Annotated in this window: 19 protein-coding genes; 13 read left to right on the forward strand and 6 right to left on the reverse strand. The window is 70.6% G+C overall.

Annotated elements, in window-relative coordinates:
* The first annotated feature begins 228 nt into the window (after positions 1-228).
* The 4 genes from ACFY2B_RS37850 (at position 229) to ACFY2B_RS37865 (ending at position 6567) form a co-directional block, all read left to right on the forward strand.
* On the forward strand, positions 229-2499 hold the full coding sequence (locus tag ACFY2B_RS37850; protein WP_390767591.1) for an ATP-binding cassette domain-containing protein: 2271 nt from the start codon (positions 229-231) through the stop codon (positions 2497-2499).
* 162 nt (positions 2500-2661) lie between these two features.
* On the forward strand, positions 2662-3549 hold the full coding sequence (locus tag ACFY2B_RS37855; RefSeq protein WP_390767592.1) for a FadR/GntR family transcriptional regulator: 888 nt from the start codon (positions 2662-2664) through the stop codon (positions 3547-3549).
* Positions 3550-4007: 458 nt separating this feature from the next.
* Positions 4008-5549: an RNA polymerase sigma factor gene (locus ACFY2B_RS37860; protein WP_390767593.1), complete on the forward strand. Its 1542-nt coding sequence runs from the start codon at positions 4008-4010 to the stop codon at positions 5547-5549.
* Positions 5550-5703: 154 nt separating this feature from the next.
* A complete protein-coding gene (locus tag ACFY2B_RS37865) occupies positions 5704-6567 on the forward strand; it encodes a serine protease (RefSeq protein WP_390767594.1) in 864 nt (287 codons plus the stop codon).
* A 120-nt stretch (positions 6568-6687) separates the two neighbouring features.
* On the opposite strand, the gene ACFY2B_RS37870 is transcribed toward ACFY2B_RS37865, so the two are convergent.
* On the reverse strand, positions 6688-6918 hold the full coding sequence (locus ACFY2B_RS37870; protein WP_079309265.1) for a hypothetical protein: 231 nt from the start codon (positions 6916-6918) through the stop codon (positions 6688-6690).
* 442 nt (positions 6919-7360) lie between these two features.
* On the opposite strand from ACFY2B_RS37870, the gene ACFY2B_RS37875 reads away from it, so the two are divergent.
* From ACFY2B_RS37875 to ACFY2B_RS37900, 6 genes are all read left to right on the forward strand, one after another.
* Positions 7361-9484 carry a type IIA DNA topoisomerase subunit B gene (locus tag ACFY2B_RS37875; protein ID WP_390767595.1) on the forward strand — a complete coding sequence of 708 codons (2124 nt, stop codon included), beginning with the start codon at positions 7361-7363 and terminating at the stop codon, positions 9482-9484.
* 434 nt (positions 9485-9918) lie between these two features.
* Entirely contained in the window at positions 9919-10443 is a 525-nt protein-coding gene (locus ACFY2B_RS37880) for a DUF1453 domain-containing protein (RefSeq protein ID WP_390767596.1), read from the forward strand.
* Positions 10440-11591: a sensor histidine kinase gene (locus tag ACFY2B_RS37885; protein ID WP_390767597.1), complete on the forward strand. Its 1152-nt coding sequence runs from the start codon at positions 10440-10442 to the stop codon at positions 11589-11591. The genes ACFY2B_RS37880 and ACFY2B_RS37885 overlap by 4 nt, the downstream gene beginning before the upstream one ends.
* Positions 11588-12268 (forward strand): response regulator, encoded by a 681-nt coding sequence (locus ACFY2B_RS37890; RefSeq protein WP_390767598.1) that lies wholly within the window; start codon positions 11588-11590, stop codon positions 12266-12268. The genes ACFY2B_RS37885 and ACFY2B_RS37890 overlap by 4 nt, the downstream gene beginning before the upstream one ends.
* A 69-nt stretch (positions 12269-12337) precedes the next feature.
* Positions 12338-12886 carry a DUF485 domain-containing protein gene (locus ACFY2B_RS37895; protein WP_390767599.1) on the forward strand — a complete coding sequence of 183 codons (549 nt, stop codon included), beginning with the start codon at positions 12338-12340 and terminating at the stop codon, positions 12884-12886.
* Positions 12883-14487 carry a cation acetate symporter gene (locus tag ACFY2B_RS37900; RefSeq protein WP_390767600.1) on the forward strand — a complete coding sequence of 535 codons (1605 nt, stop codon included), beginning with the start codon at positions 12883-12885 and terminating at the stop codon, positions 14485-14487. The genes ACFY2B_RS37895 and ACFY2B_RS37900 overlap by 4 nt, the downstream gene beginning before the upstream one ends.
* Positions 14488-14544: 57 nt before the next feature.
* On the opposite strand, the gene ACFY2B_RS37905 is transcribed toward ACFY2B_RS37900, so the two are convergent.
* Positions 14545-15237, reverse strand: coding sequence for a response regulator (locus ACFY2B_RS37905; protein ID WP_390767601.1), 693 nt, complete (start codon positions 15235-15237; stop codon positions 14545-14547).
* A 161-nt stretch (positions 15238-15398) separates the two neighbouring features.
* On the opposite strand from ACFY2B_RS37905, the gene ACFY2B_RS37910 reads away from it, so the two are divergent.
* From ACFY2B_RS37910 to ACFY2B_RS37920, 3 genes are read left to right on the forward strand one after another with little or no spacing between them, the layout of a single operon-like run.
* Positions 15399-16214: an ABC transporter ATP-binding protein gene (locus ACFY2B_RS37910; protein ID WP_390767602.1), complete on the forward strand. Its 816-nt coding sequence runs from the start codon at positions 15399-15401 to the stop codon at positions 16212-16214.
* Positions 16204-17067, forward strand: coding sequence for an ABC transporter permease (locus tag ACFY2B_RS37915; RefSeq protein ID WP_390767603.1), 864 nt, complete (start codon positions 16204-16206; stop codon positions 17065-17067). Before ACFY2B_RS37910 ends, ACFY2B_RS37915 begins: the two co-directional genes overlap by 11 nt.
* 60 nt (positions 17068-17127) lie before the next feature.
* On the forward strand, positions 17128-18195 hold the full coding sequence (locus ACFY2B_RS37920; RefSeq protein ID WP_390767604.1) for an ABC transporter substrate-binding protein: 1068 nt from the start codon (positions 17128-17130) through the stop codon (positions 18193-18195).
* Between the two features lie 26 nt (positions 18196-18221).
* Here ACFY2B_RS37920 and ACFY2B_RS37925 read toward each other — a convergent pair whose 3' ends face one another.
* The 4 genes from ACFY2B_RS37925 to ACFY2B_RS37940 all read right to left on the reverse strand — a co-directional run bounded on the left by ACFY2B_RS37925 (position 18222) and on the right by ACFY2B_RS37940 (position 22952).
* Positions 18222-18902, reverse strand: a complete 681-nt coding sequence (locus tag ACFY2B_RS37925) for a response regulator (RefSeq protein WP_390767605.1) — start codon at positions 18900-18902, stop codon at positions 18222-18224.
* Positions 18899-20593 (reverse strand): ATP-binding protein, encoded by a 1695-nt coding sequence (locus ACFY2B_RS37930; protein WP_390767606.1) that lies wholly within the window; start codon positions 20591-20593, stop codon positions 18899-18901. The genes ACFY2B_RS37925 and ACFY2B_RS37930 overlap by 4 nt, the downstream gene beginning before the upstream one ends.
* A 106-nt stretch (positions 20594-20699) precedes the next feature.
* Positions 20700-21641: a sucrase ferredoxin gene (locus ACFY2B_RS37935; protein WP_390767607.1), complete on the reverse strand. Its 942-nt coding sequence runs from the start codon at positions 21639-21641 to the stop codon at positions 20700-20702.
* 57 nt (positions 21642-21698) lie between these two features.
* Complete coding sequence (locus ACFY2B_RS37940) at positions 21699-22952, reverse strand: citrate/2-methylcitrate synthase (RefSeq protein WP_390767608.1); 1254 nt, start codon at positions 22950-22952, stop codon at positions 21699-21701.
* Positions 22953-23030 lie beyond the last annotated feature (78 nt).

Genomic DNA, 23030 nt, shown 5'->3' on the forward strand with positions numbered 1-23030 from the left:
GGCGATGGGTCGTTTGCCGACCGGCGGGAAATCGACCTGGGGGCTTATCGGCGAGGCTGCGCCTGCGATCTGTCCGCGCTGTCGGAGACGCGCGGCTCCACGTCCGGTCCGGACCGGGAGCGGTCGCCGAGCGGAAACCCGGGGTGATGCCCGACCGGGAATAGCCTCACCGAGGGGCAGACAGGGTGATACCCGGAAAACCGGACTCGGCGCGCTATCTTGCTGCAGGTGATCCAGGCCTTCGGACTGACCAGCAACCCCCGCAAGGCGCACCCGCCCGCCGTCGACGACGTCTCCTTCGAGGCGCACGCGGGCCGTGTCACGGCACTTCTGGGTGCGCCGCGGGCGGGCAAGACAACGGCACTCAGACTCATGCTCGAACTCCAACACGGCCGCGGGATCACCCACTTCAGAGGGCGTCCGTTGCACCAGATCTCCTATCCGTCGAGCGAGGTGGGTGTCCTCCTCGGTGACGTACCCGGACATCCGGCCCGCTCGGTCCGCGGGCATCTGCGCATGCTCTGCGCCGCCGCCGGGGTTCCGGCCCGACGCGCCGACGAGGTTCTCGAAGTCGTCGGCCTGGTCAGTCTGCGGGAAGAACGTCTGGGCACGCTTTCGCGCGGTATGGACCGCAGGCTCGGTCTGGCCTGCGCTCTGCTGCCGGACCCGCACACCCTGGTACTGGACGCCCCCGCGGACGGACTGTCGGCCCGCGAAGCCCGTTGGCTGCACGACATGCTCCGGGCGCACGCGGCCCAGGGCGGCACCGTGCTGTTCAGCACCGCCGAGCCCAAGGAGGCGGCACGCAACGCGGACTGGGTCGTCACCCTGGACCACGGCAGGCTCGTCGCCGACCAGGAGGCCACGGAGTTCGCCCGCACGCGGCTACGGCCCAGGGTCGCGGTCCGCACCCCGCACGCCGCCCGCCTCGCGGCTCTGCTCGTCAAGGAGGCCCGTACCGACCGGCGCTCGGTCGAGGTCGTTCGAGAGGAGGGCAATCGCCTCTCCGTGTACGGCAGCTCGACCGCCGACATCGGTGACGCCGCCTTCCGCCACGGCATCCTCGTCCATCAACTCGCGGACGAGGTGGGCGACATGGGGCCCGGTGCCGGAACCCGAGCGGCGGACGGGGAACGCCCGGCCGCCATGACCGGGGAACTGGGCGTACCGCTGCCGACGGATGAGCGGCCCGGCGGACCGCAGTCCGAGGACGGGCCGCCTGGAGACGATCAGGGTCGAGGCCCGGCGAACCCGGACCCGGAAGAGGCCCGGCTGCAACCGGGCCATGGCGGGTCCGTCCTGAAGCGACCGTGGGCCGGCCACGAAGCGGATCCGGCGACGGAGCCACACCCCGCCGACGAGCCGCTGCCCGCGAGCGCGCCATCGGTCGTGATGTCCCGGGACCTGCCCGGCTTCCCCGTCGCTGAGGACGCGCGGATCGACGCCGACGGTCACCTGGATCCCGACGGCCGCCTGCTGAGCGGCGTGAAACCGGCCGTACTCACGGCCGAGGTGCCGGGGACACCCGGGACCGGGCCCACACCTCCGCTCGTCGCGCAGGCCCCCGACGCGGCGCACACCGCATCCCTCCGCGCCGCCGACTCCTCGACGCCGGACCTGCCCGGTATGCCCGGCACGCGGGCCCACGTGGATTCCTCGCCCTTGCCGGACGGGTCGCTCACCGCTGATGCCCTGTCCGCCCTCCCGCCCCCGATCTCCGTCCGCCCCGCCCCCAGCCCCCTCCGCCCCCTCCGCTACGAGCTGCGCCGCGCCACCGGGATCGGCACGGGCTTCCTCACCTGCGGTGCCGTGCTCGCGCTCTCCGCGCTCATGGCCGTCCTGCTCGCCCGTATCGGCCACACCCCGCAGGCACGGCTGTTCGCGGCATGGCCGCGGGAGGTGCCGCTGCCGCCCGCGGCGCTCGGCGCGGGACTGCTCGGTGCGCTGGCCTTCGGGGACGAGTTCCGCCACCCCGCCCTGGCGGCGGACCGCGGCTCCGTGCCCCGCCGACTGGGGCTGCTCACCGCGAAACTGCTCGTCTCCGGGGCCACGGCCCTGGCGCTGGGCTTCCTCACCGTGGGCTGCGATGCCGAAGTGCTCTATGTCGTCTACGGACGGGAACTGGCGGAAGTTCCCGCCGACTGGCTCTCGCTGGGTGCGAGTTGGTTCGGACTCGTGATCGGGTGCGCCTGGGCCGGAGTGCTGGCGGCGGGCATCTTCCGGTCCACCACGGCAGGGCTCGCAGCGGTGCTCGCCGTACCGGTCGTGGTCGTCCCCCTCGTACAGAAGGCGCTGGCAGGTCCGACCGTGCGGACCGCGGCGGACTTTCCGGTCCGGATGCGGGAGGTCCTGCTGCTCCAGTGGCCCTTCGGGGGAGAGCGGTACCTGGCCGCGGCGGCCCGGGTGCTCGTCCAACCTGTGGGCGGCGCCCTGACGTTGTCCCTGACCGCTCTGCTCTGTGCATATCTGCTCGCGACCCTGCGCAGCAGGGTCAGATGACGACTGTCCGCGCGCTTCCGATCCCAGCGTGTGCACAACTCCCCGGAGCGCGCCCATTTCTTTCCGATAAGGCGTCAATTGCGACGGGGTGAGCGATCACCCTTTCGTGTGCTTTTCACCAAAGACCTCAAGGGAGTTGGAGACAGCGCCGACAAAGGATCCGTGAGTACCCTTGCGCACACCATGATGACCGCCGCCCGCTCCACCGACTCAGGTCTGGTCGGCCCGGGCGAACTCGACCGCTACCCCTACGCCGAGGGCCCTGCCGCCGACCGGGTCGGAACGCCCGCCTGGGACGGCGCGGACCCCGAACTCGGCCGGGTGGGGCGACGTGCCGCGGGCAGCCGCGGACGCGGCCTGCACGGCCAACTCGTCCAGCAGTTGGGACAGATGATCGTCTCGGGCGACCTGGGAGCGGACCGCCCGCTCGTCCCCGAGGAGATCGGCCAGCGCTTCGAGGTGTCCCGTACCGTCGTCCGTGAGTCCCTCCGCGTCCTGGAGGCCAAGGGCCTGGTCAGTGCCCGCCCGAACGTCGGAACCCGGGTTCGCCCCGTCAGTGACTGGAACCTCCTTGACCCGGACATCATCGAATGGCGCGCGTTCGGGCCGCAGCGCGACGACCAGCGCCGCGAGCTGAGCGAACTGCGCTGGACGATCGAACCGCTCGCCGCGCGTCTCGCCGCGGGGCACGGGCGCGAGGACGTCCAGCAGCGCCTCTCCGACATGGTCGAGATCATGAGCCACGCCATGGGGCAGGGTGACGCGCTCACCTTCTCCCGTGCCGACACCGAGTTCCACACGCTGCTCATCCAGATCGCGGGCAACCGCATGCTGGAGCACCTGTCGGGCATCGTGTCGGCCGCGCTCCAGGTCTCCGGCGGGCCGGTCACCGGCTGTGACCGGCCCAACGATGCCGCCCTGGCCCAGCACGCGCGTATCGTCGACGCGCTCGGCACCGGCGACGGCGCCGCGGCCGAGGCGGCGATGCGTCAACTGCTGACCGTCCACCCCGAGGTGGAGCGTGTGGTGCCCGCGCCGCGCGAGCACTGACCGCGGACCGCGGGCGCCGCGGTCGGAGCACACCGCCCCCTGGCGGCGGCGCCGGGCCAGGGAACCGTCCGTCGCCGGACCTCACCGGGTCCCTCCCTGCCCGGAGGGGTCCGGCGGGGCCCGGCGGTGCTTCGGTGAGGTTGGGCCGTACGGCGACGCGGCCCGCCGGACGGAGCGGCCCCGGCCGACACGGTCGCCGACCTCCTCTGCCCGTGTCTGACCGTTTTTGAGTGCTTACGGGGTGTGACTCGGGCCACGAAGATTGGGCGTAACGCTCGGGGGATCAGTGCGATGACCTAAGAGGTGACAGTCGTGGAGGGAATACGGACGCCGTGAACGGCGCTGTGAATCTTCCCGGCATCCGCCCGTGCCGTCGGCCCATCCCCAGGCCGGTGGTCGGCTCCTGTCCGTCATGGACGGGGCCGGAAGCCGTTTTCCAACGTTCCGAGAGGTTGTTCGTGTCGGCCAGCACATCCCGTACGCTCCCGCCGGAGATCGCCGAATCCATCTCTGTCATGGCGCTCATCGAGCGGGGAAAGGCTGAGGGGCAGATCGCCGGCGACGATGTGCGTCGGGCCTTCGAAGCTGACCAGATTCCGGCCACTCAGTGGAAGAACGTACTGCGCAGCCTCAACCAGATCCTCGAGGAAGAGGGTGTGACGCTGATGGTCAGTGCCGCGGAGCCCAAGCGCACCCGAAAGAGCGTCGCAGCGAAGAGTCCGGCCAAGCGCACCGCCACCAAGACGGTCGCGGCGAAGACGGTGACCACCAGGAAGGCCACCGCCGCCACGGCTGCCCCGGTCGTGCCGGCCGAGCCCGTCGCTGTCGAGCCTGCCGGGGAAGTCGCGCCTGCCAAGAAGGCCGCAGCCAAGAAGACGACCGCCAAGAAGGCCGTCGCGAAGAAGGCCGTGGCCAAGAAGACGGCGGCCAAGAAGACCACCGCCAAGAAGGACGACGCCGAGCTGCTCGAAGAAGAGGTGCTCGAAGAGGCCAAGGGCACAGAGGAGCCGGAGGGCGCCGAGAACGCGGGCTTCGTGCTGTCCGACGAGGACGAGGACGACGCTCCCGCGCAGCAGGTCGCCGCCGCCGGTGCCACTGCCGACCCGGTCAAGGACTACCTCAAGCAGATCGGCAAGGTCCCCCTGCTCAACGCCGAGCAGGAGGTCGAACTGGCCAAGCGCATCGAGGCGGGCCTGTTCGCCGAGGACAAGCTGGCCAACGCCGACAAGCTCGCCCCCAAGCTCAAGCGCGAACTGGAGATCATCGCCGAGGACGGCCGCCGCGCCAAGAACCACCTCCTGGAGGCCAACCTCCGTCTGGTGGTCTCCCTGGCCAAGCGCTACACCGGCCGCGGCATGCTGTTCCTGGACCTCATCCAGGAGGGCAACCTCGGCCTGATCCGTGCGGTCGAGAAGTTCGACTACACCAAGGGCTACAAGTTCTCCACGTACGCCACGTGGTGGATCCGCCAGGCCATCACCCGCGCCATGGCCGACCAGGCACGCACCATCCGTATCCCGGTGCACATGGTTGAGGTCATCAACAAGCTCGCGCGCGTGCAGCGCCAGATGCTCCAGGACCTGGGCCGCGAGCCCACCCCGGAGGAACTGGCCAAGGAACTCGACATGACCCCGGAGAAGGTCATCGAGGTCCAGAAGTACGGCCGTGAGCCCATCTCGCTGCACACCCCGCTGGGCGAGGACGGCGACAGCGAGTTCGGTGACCTCATCGAGGACTCCGAGGCCGTCGTCCCGGCCGACGCGGTCAGCTTCACGCTCCTCCAGGAGCAACTGCACTCCGTCCTCGACACCCTGTCCGAGCGTGAGGCGGGCGTCGTCTCGATGCGCTTCGGTCTCACCGACGGGCAGCCGAAGACCCTCGACGAGATCGGCAAGGTGTACGGCGTGACGCGTGAGCGCATCCGCCAGATCGAGTCCAAGACGATGTCGAAGCTGCGCCACCCCTCGCGTTCGCAGGTGCTGCGCGACTACCTCGACTAGTCACCGACTGCCCGTCCCGACCGCCTCGGCCGGTCACGAACGACGGACGCGAAGGCCCGGTCTTCCCCCACGGGGAGCCGGGCCTTCGTGCTGCGGGTCGTCGCGCTCTGCATGACTCTGGGTGTCCCAAAGGCACTCAGAGTGAGGAGCGTGCATGCGTCGCCCCATCGCGCGAGCACTGATCCGGCCGCTGGTCCTGGCGGCCACCGCGACCGCCATACCGCTGGCCGGCGCCGCCCCTGCGGCGGCGGACGGCGTTGTCGTCGGTGGCTTCCCCGTAGACGTCTCACAGAGCCCCTGGACGGTCGCGCTGGCGAGCCGTGACCGGTTCGGGGGTACGCGGGCCGGGCAGTTCTGCGGTGGCGTGGTGATCAGCAGGACCACCGTGCTGACCGCGGCCCACTGCATGACCGAGGAAGTTCTGGGAACGCTGCCGAGCCAGGCACACGACCTCAAGGTCATCGCCGGCCGTACGGACCTGCTGTCGACCCAGGGGGAGGAGATCGCCGTACGCGAGATCCGGATCAATCCGGGCTACGACGCGGACAAGAACGTCGGTGACTTCGCCGTGCTCACCCTCGCCACCTCGCTGCCGCGGAGCGACGTCGTCGACATGGCGCCGACGGGCGACCGGGCCTACGCGCCGGGCACGAGCGCCACCGTGTACGGGTGGGGTGATCTGACCGGCGCCGGGAACTATCCGCGGAAGTTGCATGGCGCACGCGTGCGCGTGCTGCCCGACGCCCAGTGCGCGCAGGCGTACCCGGGCGGAGTCGACGGAACGTATCGCGCCGACACCATGCTGTGCGCGGGAGAGTCCAGGGGCGGCGCGGACGCCTGCCAGGGCGACAGCGGAGGGCCGCTGGTCGCCGAAGGGCGGCTCATCGGACTCGTGTCATGGGGGAGCGGCTGCGGGCGGGCTGGGAGCCCTGGTGTGTACACCCGGGTCTCCGAAGTCGTCAGGGCGCTGGACGCGGGTACCGTCCATGCCGCGCGAACGCCGCACACGGGCGTCTGACGGCCTCGGACCGGCCGCCCGGGGTGTGGGGGGCCACGACGACGGGCGGTCGTTCCTGGCGGAGCGGCCGCCCGTTCACCGGCTTGTGCCGAGACTGGCTCGTCGTGGCTGCGCGAGGTGTCAGCGCTCTTCTTCGGAGGCGGATGCCGGAACGGTCGTCAGCCGCTCCGTCTCGTCCTGTATCTCAGCGGCGATCTTCTTGAGTTCCGGCTCGAACTTGCGGCCGTGGTGGGCGCAAAAGAGCAGTTCGCCGCCGCTCAGCAGGACGACGCGCAGGTATGCCTGGGCGCCGCAGCGGTCGCAGCGATCGGCGGCCGTCAACGGGCTCGCGGGGGTCAGAACAGTAGTCACGTCGCCTCTTCTCTAGCTCGACGAGCTGTCGTACCAGGGTCAACATCCAACCAGCCCGAAAACGTTCCCGCTCGTGGCTTCTCCTCGAAAAAAATCTTTCCGGGGCGGCTGTCTGCTGCCGGTTGGCGGCGAATGTGCCGTATTACGTGTCTATGTGTCTTACGGGTTCGCGCTGTTTATCGGGTTTCGGTCCCCCCGGCTGGCTTGCCGGTTGTGCAAGAGGACGTGCCCGGAGCCTAAATGGTTCATGCCTCGAAGGGAACGTGATATGTACTTCACTCCATGGGGGGATCGAACACCCATGCGACCCTCGACTAGTCTGAGTTCAGACGAGGGTGGCGTTACAACGGCTCTACCTGGCCTCGGTACCCTCTTGACGGCGACCGAAGCCGCGCCCTTACCCAGAAGGGCCCCACCTGAAATTCAGCGAGGAGCGAACCGCGTGACCGCCGATACGTCCGTGCCGTCCACTGCGCTGCTGGCAGGAGCAGACTTGGACGGCTCCAACTACACCGCGCGGCACCTGCTCGTCCTCGAGGGTCTCGAGGCCGTGCGCAAGCGTCCGGGCATGTACATCGGTTCTACCGACAGCCGCGGTCTGATGCACTGCCTGTGGGAGATCATCGACAACGCCGTGGACGAGGCCCTCGGCGGCTACTGCGACCACATCGAGGTGATCCTCCACGACGACGGTTCCGTGGAGGTGCGGGACAACGGCCGTGGCATCCCCGTGGACGTCGAGCCCAAGACCGGCCTGTCCGGCGTCGAGGTCGTCATGACCAAGCTGCACGCCGGCGGCAAGTTCGGCGGCGGCTCGTACGCGGCCTCGGGCGGTCTGCACGGTGTGGGCGCCTCCGTGGTCAACGCGCTGTCCGCCCGCCTCGACGTCGAGGTGGACCGCGGCGGCCACACCCACGCCATCAGCTTCCGGCGCGGTGTCCCGGGCGCCTTCGCGGCGGGGGGCCCCAGTGCCAAGTTCGAGGCCAAGAGCGGCCTGCGCAAGACCAAGAAGATCCCCAAGACCCGCAACGGCACGCGCGTGCGGTACTGGGCCGACCGCCAGATCTTCCTCAAGGACGCCAAGCTCGCCCTGGAGACGCTGCACCAGCGCGCCCGCCAGACCGCGTTCCTCGTACCCGGCCTGACCATCGTCGTACGCGACGAATTCGGTCTCGGCGAGGGTGGCAGCAAGGGCGAGGAGTCCTTCCGCTTCGACGGCGGTATCAGTGAGTTCTGCGAGTACCTGGCCACCGACAAGCCGGTCTGCGACGTCCTCCGCTTTTCGGGCCAGGGCATCTTCAAGGAGACTGTTCCGGTCCTCGACGAGCACGGCCAGATGACCCCGACGGAGGTCACCCGGGAACTGGGTGTGGACGTCGCGATGCGCTGGGGTACCGGCTACGACACGACCCTGAGGTCCTTCGTCAACATCATCGCCACCCCCAAGGGCGGTACCCACGTCGCCGGCTTCGAGCAGGCCGTCACCAAGACGATGAACGAGGTGCTGCGGGCCAAGAAGCTCCTGCGCGTCGCCGAGGACGACATCGTCAAGGACGACGCCCTGGAAGGGCTCACCGCCGTCGTCACCGTGCGCCTGGCCGAGCCCCAGTTCGAGGGCCAGACCAAGGAGGTCCTCGGTACGTCCGCGGCCCGCCGCATCGTGAACACCGTGATCTCCAAGGAACTCAAGGCGTTTCTGACCTCCACGAAGCGGGACGCCGCGGCACAGGCGCGGGTGGTCCTGGAGAAGGCGGTCGCCGCGGCCCGCACACGCATCGCGGCCCGCCAGCACAAGGACGCGCAGCGCCGCAAGACGGCCCTGGAGTCCTCGTCCCTGCCCGCCAAGCTCGCCGACTGCCGCAGCGACGACGTCGAGCGCAGCGAGCTGTTCATCGTCGAGGGAGACTCCGCGCTCGGCACGGCGAAGCTCGCCCGGAACTCCGAGTTCCAGGCCCTGCTGCCGATCCGCGGAAAGATCCTCAACGTCCAGAAGTCGTCTGTGACCGACATGCTGAAGAACGCCGAGTGCGGCGCGATCATCCAGGTCATAGGAGCGGGCTCGGGGCGGACGTTCGACCTCGACACGGCGCGGTACGGCAAGATCATCATGATGACGGACGCCGACGTCGACGGCTCCCACATCCGCTGCCTGCTGCTCACGCTGTTCCAGCGCTACATGCGGCCCATGGTCGAGGCCGGCCGGGTGTTCGCCGCGGTGCCGCCGCTGCACCGCATCGAACTCGTCCAGCCGAAGAAGGGCCAGGACAAGTACGTCTACACGTATTCGGACCGTGAGCTGCGCGACAAGCTCATGGAATTCCAGACCAAGGGTGTCCGGTACAAGGACTCCATCCAGCGCTACAAGGGTCTGGGCGAGATGGACGCCGACCAGCTGGCGGAGACGACGATGGACCCGCGCCACCGCACCCTGCGCCGGATCAACCTGTCCGACCTGGACTCCGCCGAGCAGGTCTTCGATCTGCTGATGGGCAACGACGTCGCTCCCCGCAAGGAGTTCATCTCCAGCTCGGCGGCGACGCTGGACCGCTCGCGGATCGACGCGTAGCCGACCGGCTGCGAAGCGTGGCAGCGGACTGGCTGCGGCCCCAGGGGCGCAGCCGGTCCGCTGTGCTGTGTACGGGACGGGGACGGCGGATACGGGCACGGGACCCGGCGCCGGCATCCGTACACGCGTCGGGTGTGTGCGTCCCCACGACCAGGGTTCGCCGGCGCCGGGAGCGGTGCTCTCAGCGGTCCGGTCTGGCGGGTCTGACACACCAGCGGTGAGATGCCGCCCCCCGGCGCCCGGCGCCCGGCGCTCCAGGGCCCGGCGGCAGGGTTGCGTGGCCGGGTTCTCCACCCACGGGTGGAGAACGGACGACCTGCGGATCCACCCCTGATCCACCCGGGCTCCGATTCGCTGACCTGCGTGTTTCCGTAGCGTCGTAGGAGTCGGCAGCACCCGCTGCCGACATCCCCCTTCCGCTCACGGAGGCTTTGATGTCCGGGCTCGTCAACGCGCTGGTGATCGTGGCTGTCGTCGCGCTGGTGATCGCGCGGCAGTTCCGTGCCCGCCGGATCAGCACCGACCGGCGCTGGTGGATCCTGCCCCTGGTCCTGGCGTTCGTCGCGCTGCGCGAGCCCGGCATGATCGACGCACACCACCGCGCCGAATCCGTCGCGCTGCTCGCGGCCGAGCTGGTCATAGGGCTGGCGATGGGCGCCGGCTGGGCCTGGACCACACGGGTGTGGACGGAGCCGGACGGTGCCGTCTGGTCCAAGAGCACGAAGGCGAGCGCGGCCGTCTGGGTCGCCGGTATCGCACTGCGCGTCGGCCTCTTCGCCCTCGGTGCGGCGTTGGGTGTCCATCAGGACAGCTCTGCCCTGCTCCTCGCGCTCGCGGGTACTCTCGTGGTCCGCTCGGGCGTTCTGATCTGGCGGGCGCAGTCCCTCACCGCGGCAGGCGGCCGCAGCGCGGCGTACGGTGACGCCAAGCGCCGGTCGGCGTGGAAGGAGGGCGTGTGACGGAGAACACCTGGACGCGCTGGCCCTCCCGCGAGGCGCTGGGCCGCGAGGGGGTCACCAGGCCGAGGCGCCTGCTCGCCTGGTCCGTGCGGATGCTGGTGCTCGGCGTGCTGGTCTGGGGCGCCTTCGACGCCAACCACGTCAACGTCTGGGGCAAGGTCGCGACCGTGGGCGGGATCCTCGTGACCGCGGCCTTGTCCTGGGGCTTCTACCACACGACCTACCGTCACCGGCTGTGGCCCTCCGTCGTGCTGATCGTTCTCCTTCTGGGCATGGCCGGTCTCGCCGGGGCGACGGGGTTCCGGGGGCCGGCGCTGGTCGTGTGGTGCGGCTGCGCCATCGCGGCACTGGAGCGGCTCCCTCTCGGAGCGGCACTGCCGGTCACCGCGGTCGCCCTCACCTCCTTCTCCGTGATCAACACCGACGTCTGGCTGACCACGGCGGCCGTCGTGGTGGGCATGGCCCTCGCCGGGTACGTCATGCGCCTGGACGCCGAGGCGCGGGGCAGCGCGCAGCGCCTGCTCGCACAGGAGCGGGCCGCCCGAGCGGCCGAGGCGGAAACCGCGGCACTGGCGGAGCGGGCCAGGATCGCCCGGGAGATCCACGACGTCCTCGCGCACAGCCTCTCGGCCCAGCTCGTGCACCTGGAGGCGGCCAGGCTGCTGATCGAACGGGACGCGGACCGCGAGCAGATCCTCGACCGGGTGGTGGCGGCGCGCGGCATGGCCCGGGACGGCCTCGCCGAGACGCGGCAGGCGCTCTCCGCGCTGCGCGGTGAGATGACCCCGCTGGAGGACTTCCTGAGCGATCTGGCCGGCGCCGGTGACGGTGCCGAGGTCACCGTCACGGGAGAACGCAGACCGCTCCCCGTCGAGGCGGCGCAGGCCGTGCGCCGTGTCGCGCAGGAGGCGTTGACGAACGTTCGCAAGCACGCGCACGGAGCCAGGGTCCGTGTCCTGCTGGAGTACGCCGAGCACGAGGTGAGGCTGGACGTCAGGGACTCGGGTGGCAAGCCGGGTGATCTCACGAAGGCCGGCGGCGGGTACGGTCTGCTGGGGATGCGGGAGCGTGCCGAACTGCTGGGCGGCTCGTTGGAGGCCGGGCCGGACGAGGAGGGGTTCGCGGTGACGTTGAAGGTGCCCGTATGACCGGGCAGGTGGGGCGGAAGCCGGCCCGGGTGGTCGTGGCCGACGACCAGACCGTCGTCCGCGAGGGCATTGTGATGCTGCTCGGGCTGCTGCCGGGTATCGAGGTCGTCGGCGCGGTGGGCGACGGGGAGGAAGCCGTCAGGGCGGTCGCGGAACTGGCCCCGGACGTGGTGCTGATGGATCTGCGGATGCCCCGTTGCGACGGGGTGGAGGCCACCCGGCGCATCCGGGCAAAGCATCCCGGTACCCAGGTCGTGGTGCTCACCACCTTCGCGGACGACGAGTCGCTGTTCCCCGCGCTTCGGGCGGGAGCGCGGGGCTACCTCACCAAGGACGCGGACGGCGACGAGATCGTACGCGCGGTGGAGAGCGTGTTGTCCGGGGACGCGGGTCTGTCGCCCAGTGTCCAACGGCGGCTGCTGGAGCGGTTGTCCGAGCCGGAGCCGCAGCCGGCGCGGGTGGCGGCGCCGGACGGGCTGACCTCGCGGGAGACCGAGGTGCTGGTGCTGATCGCGGAGGGGCTGAGCAACCAGGAGATCGCTCGCAGACTGCAGGTCTCCACCGCGACGGTGAAGACCCACATCAACAATCTCTTCGCCAAGACAGGCGTCAAGGACCGTGCTCAGGCGGTGCGCTACGCGTTCGGGAAGGGGCTGGTGCGGCCCTCAGCGGACTGAGTCACCTGATGGGGTGAAGAGGGGAGGGAAGAAGAGTCAGGGATCTTTCCGCTCTGTCCATCCTTGGGCATGCAGTCAAGCAACGGTCGTCCCGGCGGGGACAGGGGTGGTCCAGGAAGTTCGGCCGAGAACCGGGAAGCGGCGCACACGGCGTCGCGCGAGGTGAGGTACGACGATCCCTGGTACGACGCGATGGCCTCCGGCTGGGGAGAGCCGGACAGTACGGGTGCGCTCGCCTCCTCGGTGCCCGGCGCGCGCGAGAGGGGTGAAGAAGCGGCCGTTCGCCCCCGTGACGTCTATCTCGACGTGCAGCGCAGCGCGGCTTTCCAGGAAGTGCGCAGCAGGTACCGGAGGTTCGTGGTGCCCGGTGCCATTGCCTTCTTCGCGTGGTACGTGGGCTATGTGGTCACCGCGACGACGGCCCCCGGTTTCATGGCCCGGCCCGTGGTCGGCGCGTTGAACGTGGCGATGCTGGCCGGGCTGAGTCAGTTTCTGACCACCTTCGTGCTGGCCTGGGCCTATGCGCGGCACGCGCGGCTGCGCAGGGATCGGCCCGCGCTCGAACTGCGCTGGAACACACAGGAGATGGCGCGGGGAGTGCGGGGCGGTCGGTCGTGACGGGGCAGCATCAGTCCCTGGGGCTCCTGCTGTTCGGCGGGTTCGTGGCCGTCACCCTGGGGATCACGACGTGGGTGAGCCGCAGGCGGCAGGGTTCCGCGGAGGAGTTCTACGCGGGCGGGAGGCTCTTCTCCCCGATGGAGAATGGTTTTGCCATCGCCGGTGACTACATGTCGGCGGCCTCGTTCCTGGGCATCTCCGGGCTCATCGCGCTGTTCGGCTACGACGGGCTCCTGTACGCGGTGGGCTTTCTCGTCGCGTGGCTGCTGGTGCTGTTCCTCGTGGCCGAACTGGTCCGCAACTGCGGGCGGTTCACACTGGCCGACGTGGTGGCGGCGCGGATGAGCGAGCGGCCGGTGCGGATCGCCGCGGGAACCGCCTCGGTCACCGTCTCCGTTCTCTATCTGGTGGCGCAGATGGTGGGGGCGGGCAGTCTGGTGGCGTTGCTGCTCGGGCGGACGGGCGCGGCGGCGCAGATGTGGACGGTGATCAGCGTCGGCGCGCTCATGGTGGTCTATGTGTCGCTGGGAGGGATGCGGGCCACCACCTGGATCCAGATCGTGAAAGCGGTCCTGCTGCTCGGCGGGACCATCGCGCTGACCGTGCTCGTGCTGCTGCGCTTTCACGGTGATCTCGACCGGTTGCTGTTCACGGCCGCGAAGCGCAGTGGCCGGGGGGAAGCGTTCCTTGCGCCGGGGCTCAAGTACGGCGGTGACTGGACCGCCCGGTTCGACTTCATCAGCCTGGGCCTCGCACTGGTGCTGGGCACGGCCGGGCTGCCGCACATCCTGTCCCGCTTCTACACGGTGCCGACCGCGCGGGCGGCCCGCCGCTCGGTCGTGTGGTCGATCGGGCTGATCGGTGGTTTCTATCTGATGACGTTCGTCCTCGGGTTCGGGGCCGCCGCGATCGTCGGGCCGCAGGCCGTGCGCGACTCGAACGCTGCGGGGAACACGGCGGTTCCGCTGCTCGCCCTCGACCTGGGCGGCGGGGCGGACTCCACCGGTGGGACGGTGCTGTTCGCGATCGTCGCGGCCGTTGCCTTCGCCACGATCCTCGCGGTGGTCGCCGGGATCACGCTGGCTTCCTCCGCGTCCGTGGCCCACGACCTGTACGCCTCGCTACGGCGGGGACGGGGGCGAGAACGGGGCGAGGCGCGCAGTGAGGTCGCTGTCGCGCGGGTGGCGGCGATCGGCATCGGGGTGGTCGCCATCGGGCTCGGCCTGCTGGCCCGCGACCTCAATGTGGCCTTCCTGGTGGGCCTCACCTTCGCCGTGGCGGCGTCCGCCAACCTCCCGGTGCTGCTGTACTCGCTGTTCTGGCGCGGCTTCACGACGCGCGGCGCGGTCTGGGCCGTGTACGGCGGGCTGGTTCCGGCGCTGGTGCTGGTCGTGCTGTCCCCGGTGGTGTCGGGCAGCCCGGGGTCGCTGTTCCCGGGCGTCGACTTCCAGTACTTCCCGCTGGAGAACCCCGGCATCGTCTCCATCCCGCTGGGCTTCCTCGCGGGCTGGCTCGGCACCGTCACCTCGGCGGAGGTCCCGGACGAGGCCAAGTACGCGGAGACCGAGGTGCGGTCGCTGACCGGTGCGGGAGCCGCATAGGGGCGGACCGCGCGTCCCCACGGGAAACCGTTACGGCACGGGCACGGCCGGGTGGCGTCAGGGCGCCACCCAGGCGTACCGGTGCTCGGGCCGTCCCGTGTCGCCGTACTTCAAGGAGAGGCGCAGCCGGCCCGCCTGCTCCAGATGGCGCAGATAGCGCTGGGCCGTGGAACGGCTCAGGCCCGTCTCGGCGGCGACCTCGTACGCGGACAGCGGATGGTCGGCGCGGTGCAGCACCCCGCAGATGAGGTCGGTGGTGGGCTCCGAATGGCCGCTCGGCAGACCGGGCGAACTCGGCGAGGGCGCGGTGCGCAGTGCGCCGAAGATCCGGTCGACCTGCTCCTGCCCCGTCAGACCCCGCCCGCCGACGCGATCGACCGTGCGGCGCAGGGCGGCGTACGAGTCCAGCCGGGTCCGCAGCGCGCTGAACGTGAACGGCTTGACCAGATAGTGCAGGGCGCCCAGACGCATCGCCTTCTGCACGGTCGTCACGTCACTGGCCGCGGTGATCATGATGACGTCGGTGCCATGGCCCTCTTCCCGCATCCGGTGGACCAGTTCGAGCCCGGTCCGGTCGGGCAGGTAGTGGTCGAGCAGGACGAGGTCGATGGCTCCGCGTTCCACGGAGGCCAGGGCCTGGGCAGCACTGTGCGCGCGGGCGGCCACCCGGAAGCCGGGAACCTTTCCCACGTACTTGGCGTTGATCTCGGCGACACGGAAGTCGTCGTCCACCACCAGGACGTCAATCATGGGGCCTCATTTCCTCAAGGCCAGGCGAGCGTTAAGCCCGTGTTTCGGCTCCGCAGTTGTAGCGCGAGCAAAACGAGCACAAAAGCCTGTTGCGAGCAAAAGAACGGATTGCGCTCAGAAGACTGCTGCTGTGGCGGGGGCCACACCTACGGTCCCGGAGCATGAGCGCAGACACCGGCCCCGCCATCGAGCTACGGGGCGCGAGCAAGATCTTCAAGACCCCGTCGGGGGGTCTGCACACGGCTGTCCGGGGCCTGGACCTCACCGTCGGACGCGGTGAGTTCGTCGCCGTCGTCGGACCGACGGGCTGCGGCAAATCCACCACGCTGACCCTCGTCAGCGGCCTGGAGGAGCCCTCCGAGGGCGAAGTGCTGGTGGCCGGGGAGCCGGTCGCCGGGGTCGGCGACAAGGTCGGCTTCGTCTTCCAGCAGGACGCGACCTTCCCGTGGCGGACGGTCCTGTCCAACGTCATGGCGGGCCCGCGCTTCCGCGGCGTACCGAAGACGGAGGCCAAGCAGAAGGCCCGCGAATGGCTGGCCCGGGTCGGACTCGCCGCCTTCGAGGACCGTTACCCGCACCAGCTCTCCGGCGGTCAGCGCAAGCGCGTCGCCCTGGCCGCGACCTTCGTCAACGATCCGGAGATCCTTCTCATGGACGAGCCCTTCTCGGCGCTCGACGTGCAGACCCGGGCGCTGATGTCGGACGAACTCCTCGAACTGTGGGAGGGCACGGGCGCCTCGGTCGTCTTCGTCACCCACGACCTGGAGGAGTCCATCGCGCTGGCCGACAAGGTGGTCGTGATGACCGCCGGGCCCGCGACCGTGAAGCAGGTCTTCGACATCGACCTGCCCCGGCCGCGCAAGGTCGAGTCGGTCCGCCTGGAGCCGCGGTTCATCGAGATCTACCGCGAGATCTGGGAGTCCCTCGGCGAAGAGGTCCGTATCACCCGTGAGAGGAGTGCGGCCCATGTCGCATGACGTCCTCGCCACCCCCGTCGCCGGCACGGACAAGCCCACGGACCGTACGCGGAGCCGGGCCAGGGCGGCCCGCAGACGCAAGGCCGTCGTCATGGCCGGCCGGGCAGTGCTCCTGATCGCCGTGCTCGGTCTGTGGGAGGGGCTCTCCCGGGCCAAGGTCATCGATCCGTTCAACTTCTCGATGCCGTCGAAGATCTGGGACCAGATCTACACCTGGATCACGCACGGGACCGCGCTCGGCTCACTGGGCGAGCAGATCTGGTACACGCTCTACGAGGCACTGCTGGGCTGGGTCATCGGTGTGGTCGCCGGTGTCGTCCTCGGTATTGCGCTCGGGCGGATCACCTTCCTCGCCGATGTCCTTGGTCCATACATCAAGGTGCTCAACTCGATCCCCCGGATCGTCCTCGCCCCGATCTTCGTGATCTGGTTCGGGCTCGGCCCCGCCTCCAAGGTCGCGTCCGCCGTGGTGCTCGTCTTCTTCCCGGTCTTCTTCAACGCCTTCCAGGGCGCCCGCGAGGTCGACCGCAATCTGGTCGCGAATGCCCGCGTCCTGGGCGCAAGCGACCGGAGGGTGACCCTTCAGGTCGTCATCCCCTCGGCCACCTCGTGGATCTTCACCAGCCTGCACGTCAGCTTCGGCTTCGCCCTGATCGGTGCGATCGTCGGCGAGTACATCGGCGCCACCAAGGGCGTCGGCCTGCTCGTCGCGCAGTCCCAGGGCACCTTCAACTCGGCCGGCGTGTATGCCGCGATGGTCATCCTCGCCGTCGTCGCACTCGTCGCCGAGGGGCTGCTGACCTTCGCCGAGCGGCGCATCTTCCGCTGGAAGCCGACCGACTCCGAGCAGTGACGGCCGCGAAGGCCGCCCTCCCCTTTCCCGCACCGCATCCTCACAAGGACGTGAACCGTCATGCGCAAGACCGCCAGACTCGCGGCGCTGTCCGTCGCCGGCCTGCTCGCCCTCTCCTCGCTCACCGCCTGCGCCAACGACGCGGCCAGTACCGCCGCGGGCAGCGGCAGCGGTGGAGGCGGCAAGGGGGAGCAGGTCAAGATCATGGTCGGTGGCCTGGACAAGGTCATCTACATGCCCGCGATGCTCACCCAGCGGCTCGGCTACTTCGACGCCGAGGGACTGAACGTACAGCTCCTGACCGAGCCTGCCGGAGTCCAGGCCGAGACCGCGCTGGTCGCCGGCCAGGTCCAGGGAACGGTCGGTTTCTACGACCACACGCTCGACCTCCAGGTGAAGGGCAAGTCCGTCGAATCCGTGGTGCAGTTCTCGCACGCGCCCGGCGAGGTGGAGGTCGTCTCCGCGAAGGCGGCCGGCGACATCGCGTCGCCCAAGGACTTCAAGGGCAAGAAGCTCGGCGTCACCGGACTCGGATCCTCGACCGACTTCCTCACCAAGTACCTCGCCGTCAAGAACGGGGTGGCCGTCAACGAGTTCACGCCCGTCGCCGTGGGCGCCGGTCCGACGTTCATCTCCGCGCTCCAGCAGGGCGCCATCGACGGTGGCATGACGACCGACCCGACCGTGGCGACGATCCTGGAAAAGAAGGCCGGGAAGATCCTCCTCGACATGCGCACTCCCGAAGGCTCGCAGGAGGCGCTCGGCGGCCCGTATCCGTCGTCAAGTCTGTACATGCAGACGGACTGGGTGAACGGTCACAAGGACACCGTCCAGAAGTTGGTCAATGCATTCGTCAAGACGCTCAAGTGGATGTCCACGCACAGCGCGGACGAGATCGCCGCCAAGATGCCGGCCGACTACTCCCAGGGCGACAAGGCCCTCTACGCGGAGGCGATCAAGAGCACGCTGCCGATGTTCACCGACGACGGCGTGATGCCGCAGAACGGTCCGGAGACCGTCGAGAAGGTCCTCAAGGCGTTCAACCCCAACATCAAGAACGCCCAGGTGGACCTGAGCAAGACGTACACGACGGAGTTCGTCGAGAAGGCCGCGCAGTCGGCGGGCTGACACCCGGCTCCCGTGCCGCCGCGCCGTCAGCCGCGGGCCGCCCACACGTAACGGTGTTCGGGGCGGCCCGCGTCGCCGTATTTCAGGGTCAGCCGGGCCTGTCCCGTGCGCTCCAGGAGCTTCAGATAGCGCTGGGCGGTCTGCCGGCTCACGCCGGTCCGCTCGGCGATCTCCTGGGCGGACAGCGGCCCGCCGGCGTTCATCAGGCACCGGCGGACCAGTTCGGCGGTGGTGGGGGAGTGCCCCTTGGGCAGCTCCGGGGCGGCAGGCGCGGACAACGCCCCGAAGATGCGGTCCACCTCGGCCTGTTCGGCCTCACCGCCGCTGTCCAGCGTGCGGCGCAACTGGGCGTACGCCTCCAGTTTGGTGCGCAGTCCGGCGAAGGTGAACGGTTTCACCAGGTACTGCAGGGCACCGTGGCGCATCGCCGCCTGCACGGTCGACACGTCCCGGGCCGCCGTCACCATGATGACGTCGGTCTGCAGGCCGCGCCTGCGCATCTCCCGGATGACGGCGAGGCCCGTCTCGTCGGGCAGGTAGTGGTCCAGGAGGACCAGATCGAGCCCGGGCAGCGCCTCGATCCGGCGCAGGGCCCCGGCGGCGTCGTGCGCCTGACCGGCCACGTGGAAGCCCGGCACCTTCTCGACGTAGGCGGCGTTGACGCGGGCGACCCGGGCGTCGTCGTCCACGATCAGGACCTCGATCATCGGGCATCCTCCTCGGCGGCGGTCTCCGCGGGCGCCGTCAGCGCCGGTTCCAGCCCCTGCTCACGTCCTGGTTCCAGCGCCGGGTCCGCCAGGGCCTCCGGCAGCACCACCGTGAACTCCGCGCCTCTGCCGCCCGCCTGGCCCACCGACGCGCTGCCGCCCTGCCGTTCGGCGAACCGGCGCACCAGGGACAGCCCGAGCCCGCGCTTGCCGTGCGCGGGCGGCTTCTTCGTGGACCATCCCTCGGTGAAGACCAGTTCACGCTTCTCCACCGGGACACCGGGTCCGGTGTCGCGCACCTTGAGCACGGCCGTGCGTCCCTCGGCGCGCAGTTCGACCTCCACGCGCGCGTGCGGGGTGCCGGCCACGGCGTCGAGCGCGTTGTCCACCAGATTGCCCACGACCGTGACCAGGCCCCTGGGCTCGATCAGCCGGTCCGGGAGCCGGGTGCGGTCCGAGATCCACAGGGCGACGCCGCGTTCGGCCGCCACCGTCGCCTTGCCGACCAGCAGAGCGGCGAGCAGCGGGTCCTGGATCTTCTCGGTCACCTGCTCAGCGGTGACCCGGTGGTCGCCGACCACCTCTCCGACGAACTCCACGGCGTCGTCGTACATCTCCAGTTCGAGCAGGCCGAGCAGCGTGTGCATGCGGTTGGCGTGCTCGTGGTCCTGGGCGCGCAGCGCGTCGATCAGGCCCCGCGTGGAGTCGAGCTCGCGGCCGAGCTGCTCCAGTTCGGTTCGGTCGCGCAGGGTGGCCACCGCGCCGCCGTCACCGGTGGGCATCCGGTTGGCCACGAGGACCCGCTGGCCGCGGACGGTCAGCAGGTCGGTGCCGGTCACCCGGCCGGCCAGGACGTCGGTCGTCCGGCCCTCGCCGAGCGCCTCGTCGGGGGTCCGTCCGACGGCCTCGTCGCCGATGCCGAGCAGGCGCCGCGCCTCGTCGTTGAGCAGGCGGACGCGGCCGGTGCGGTCCAGGGCGACGACGCCCTCCCGGATGCCGTGCAGCATCGCCTCCCGCTCCGCGAGCAGGGCCGAGATGTCGGAGAAGGCCAGGTCCCGGGTCTGCCGCTGGACCCGGCGGGAGATCAGCCAGGCGGCCAGCGCGCCGACCGCCAGCGCGCCGCCCGCGTAGGCGAGCAGCCCCGGGATGGCGCTGAGCAGCCGGGCCCGCACGCTGTCGTACGCGATGCCCACCGAGACCGCGCCGACGATCCTGTGGTGGGTGTCGTACAGCGGTACCTTGCCGCGCGCGGAGCGGCCCAGGGTGCCCTTGTCGATCTCCATGACCTGCCGTCCGGCCAGCGCCGCGCTCGGGTCGGTGGAGACGACGCTGCCGATCTCCGCGGGCGTGGTGTGCGACCAGCGCACGCCGTGCAGGTCCATCACCACGATGTACTCGGCGTTCGTGGCGTGCCGGATCCGCTCGGCCTCCGCCTGCACCGGTCCGTCGACGGACGGCCGGGTGTGCTGGACGCCCTCGGCGATCTGCGGATCCTGCGCGGTGGTCTCGGCGATGGCCAGCGCGCGGCGCATCGCCTCCTGGTCGAGTTGCTTGCTCAGCGGGGCCAGGAACAGCCCGGTGGCGAGCACCGCGACTCCCGCGGCGATCGCCAACTGCGCCACGAGGACCTGCGAGAACACCCGCCGTGGCAGCCCGAGACGCAGCCGGCGCGCGGGGGGAGTGGGACTCATGTCCACGACAGTACGGGGGTGGGCGGACCGAGCCGTAGGGGGTGTGGTGTGGATCTCTTGACCGTATCTCGGGGGTGTGTGGTAGGCGGGACGCCGGGGATCCGGATCAGCCGGCCGGAACCGTCGCGGGCAGTTCGCGCACGGCCACCACGTCCATCCGGGCGGGTGCGCCCAGCGCCGCGGCGCCGCAACTCTCCTGGCGCGGCGGCAAGGAGGCGCCCTGGGCCACGATGACGCGCCACCGGCGGCCGTCGGTGTGGGCGACGGTCACCTCCCAGCGTGGCGCCGCGCCGTCGGTGCGTACGACGCCCAGCGTGTCCGCCGCGTACTCGCCCGCCGCCGTGCGCACGGCCAGTTCGGCCGCCTGACCGGGCCTGTTCCAGGCCGAGTTCCCGCGGCACCCCTGGACGACGATCCGGCCCTCCTGGACGCCGTGCAGAACCTCCTTGACGGTATGGGCCTCGGCCCTGCCGTAGGAGTAGCCGTACGGCAGGACGAGCACCGTCGGCGAGAAGCGATGTCCACCCAGATGGGTGACCTCCCACACGCCCGGTACGCCGGACGCGGTGAGTTCGGCCGCGAGGGGACGGCCGAGCAGGGCGCAGCAGCGGTCGCGCTTGCCGTTGGTGCAGACGAGCGCGAGCGGACCTGCCTCGTGCGCGCGGCCGCCGAGCGCCGTGTCGAACGTGCGGTGGTCGCCCGCGCCGAGGGCGGCGTAGTCGAGGTCGAGCAGCCCTCGCGGGTCGCGGGTCGTGGCGCCGCGCAGCCACACCCCGCCGGGCACGGTGTGGGCGGCGTACACCTGGCGCTCGGCGGGCGTGCCGGGGTCGGCGTGGCGGCCGGGCCGCCGGATGAGCGCGATCCGTACGCCGGTGCCGTCGGCGGCGGCCTCCAGGGCGCGGCCGAGCGCGCGGTCCAGGTGGCTCGACGTGAGCGCTTTGACACCCCAGGGGCCGGGCTGTTCCAGCAGCAGCCAGGTCGTCGCCGTGGCCGCCGTACCGGAAACGGGCTCGTCGAGGCTCCGGGAGACGGTTGCGCACCTACTCACAGAGGTGAGCCTAACCTGACTTTGCCCGGGGGTACTTCCGGCCCCGCCCTCCCCGTGCTACTCCGGCAGGGGCTGCGGGGGCCTCGGGCCCACGTAGTGGCCGCTGGGACGCATCCGCATCGGGCGTTCGCCGTACTCCTCCAGGGCGTGCGCGATCCAGCCCGCCGTCCTGGCCACGGCGAAGACCGTCTCGCCCGCCGTCGCGGGCATGCCGCAGGAGGCGGTGAGTACGGCGAGGGCCAGGTCGACGTTGGCGTGCAGCGCGGTGTGCCGGGCGGCCGTGGCGACGATGTCGTGGGCCGCGAGGAGCGCGGGCTCCGCGCGCGGGATGTGCTCCAGGAGCGTGAACAGGGCACGCGCGCGTGGGTCCTCGCCCGGGTAGAGCCGGTGGCCGAGCCCGGGGATGCGGCGGCCGGCCCGGAGTTCGGCCGCGACCACCGGGCCGGCGTTGCCCTCGTCGAGCACGTCGAGCAGCAGCCGGTGGGCCAGTCCGCTGGCCGCGCCGTGCAACGGGCCCTCGATCACGCCGAGTCCGGCCGACACGGCCGCGTAGACATGGGCCCGGGCCGAGGCGGCGACCCGTACCGCGAGCGTCGAGGCGGCCAGATCGTGGTCGACGAGCAGGGCGAGCGCCGTGTCCAGGGCGCGAAGTGACGCCTCGTCGGGGTCACGGCTGGTCAGCCGGCCCCACAGGCGTCGCGCGAGCGGGCCCTCGTCCCGGCCGTACGGGCGCAGCGGCAGCGCGGCGACCAGGGTCGGGATGAGTACCCGCGCGGTCGCGAGCACGGCCTCCTCGGACAGGTCGAAGCGCAGCGGGTCCTCGGTCGCCGCGGCGATGGCCGCGACCCGCAGCTGATCGGTGGGCGCGGCGTGCTCCGGAAGGGCGGTCACGGCCCGGCGGGCGACGGCGACGGTGGCCTCCGGCGCGGTGAAGGTGACCCCGGGGCTCAGCCGCTCGGTCCACAACCACTCGGCGACCTCCTCGTAGGAGTGGCGCGCGGCCAGTGCGACGGCGTCCACGCCGCGGAAGTAGTAGCGGTCCTCGTCGATCAGCGTGATGCGGGTCCGGACGGACAGCTCGCCGCCGTAGGCCGGCCCGGCCTGGCTCTCGCGCCTGTTGCGCCGGGCGAGGGCGGTCACCTCCGCCTCGTCGAAGGTGCTGCCCCGGCCGCCCGGCTCGCGCCTGCTGGTGAGCTGACCGCGGCTCACGTACGCGTACACGGTCTCCGGCTTCACGTCGAGCAGTTCGGCGGTCTCCTTGGTGCTCAGCCTCCGCTCGGGGCCGCCGGAGGCGGGTTCTTGATCGCGCATGGGGGTCACCGTAGTCGCCTCACTGGCGTATGGATCAAATATTGATTGGATCAATATTGACAGGAAATCTGTCAAGCA

Origin of the sequence: Streptomyces sp. NPDC001270 (assembly GCF_042896695.1) — a bacterium.
Classification (GTDB): Bacteria; Actinomycetota; Actinomycetes; order Streptomycetales; family Streptomycetaceae; genus Streptomyces.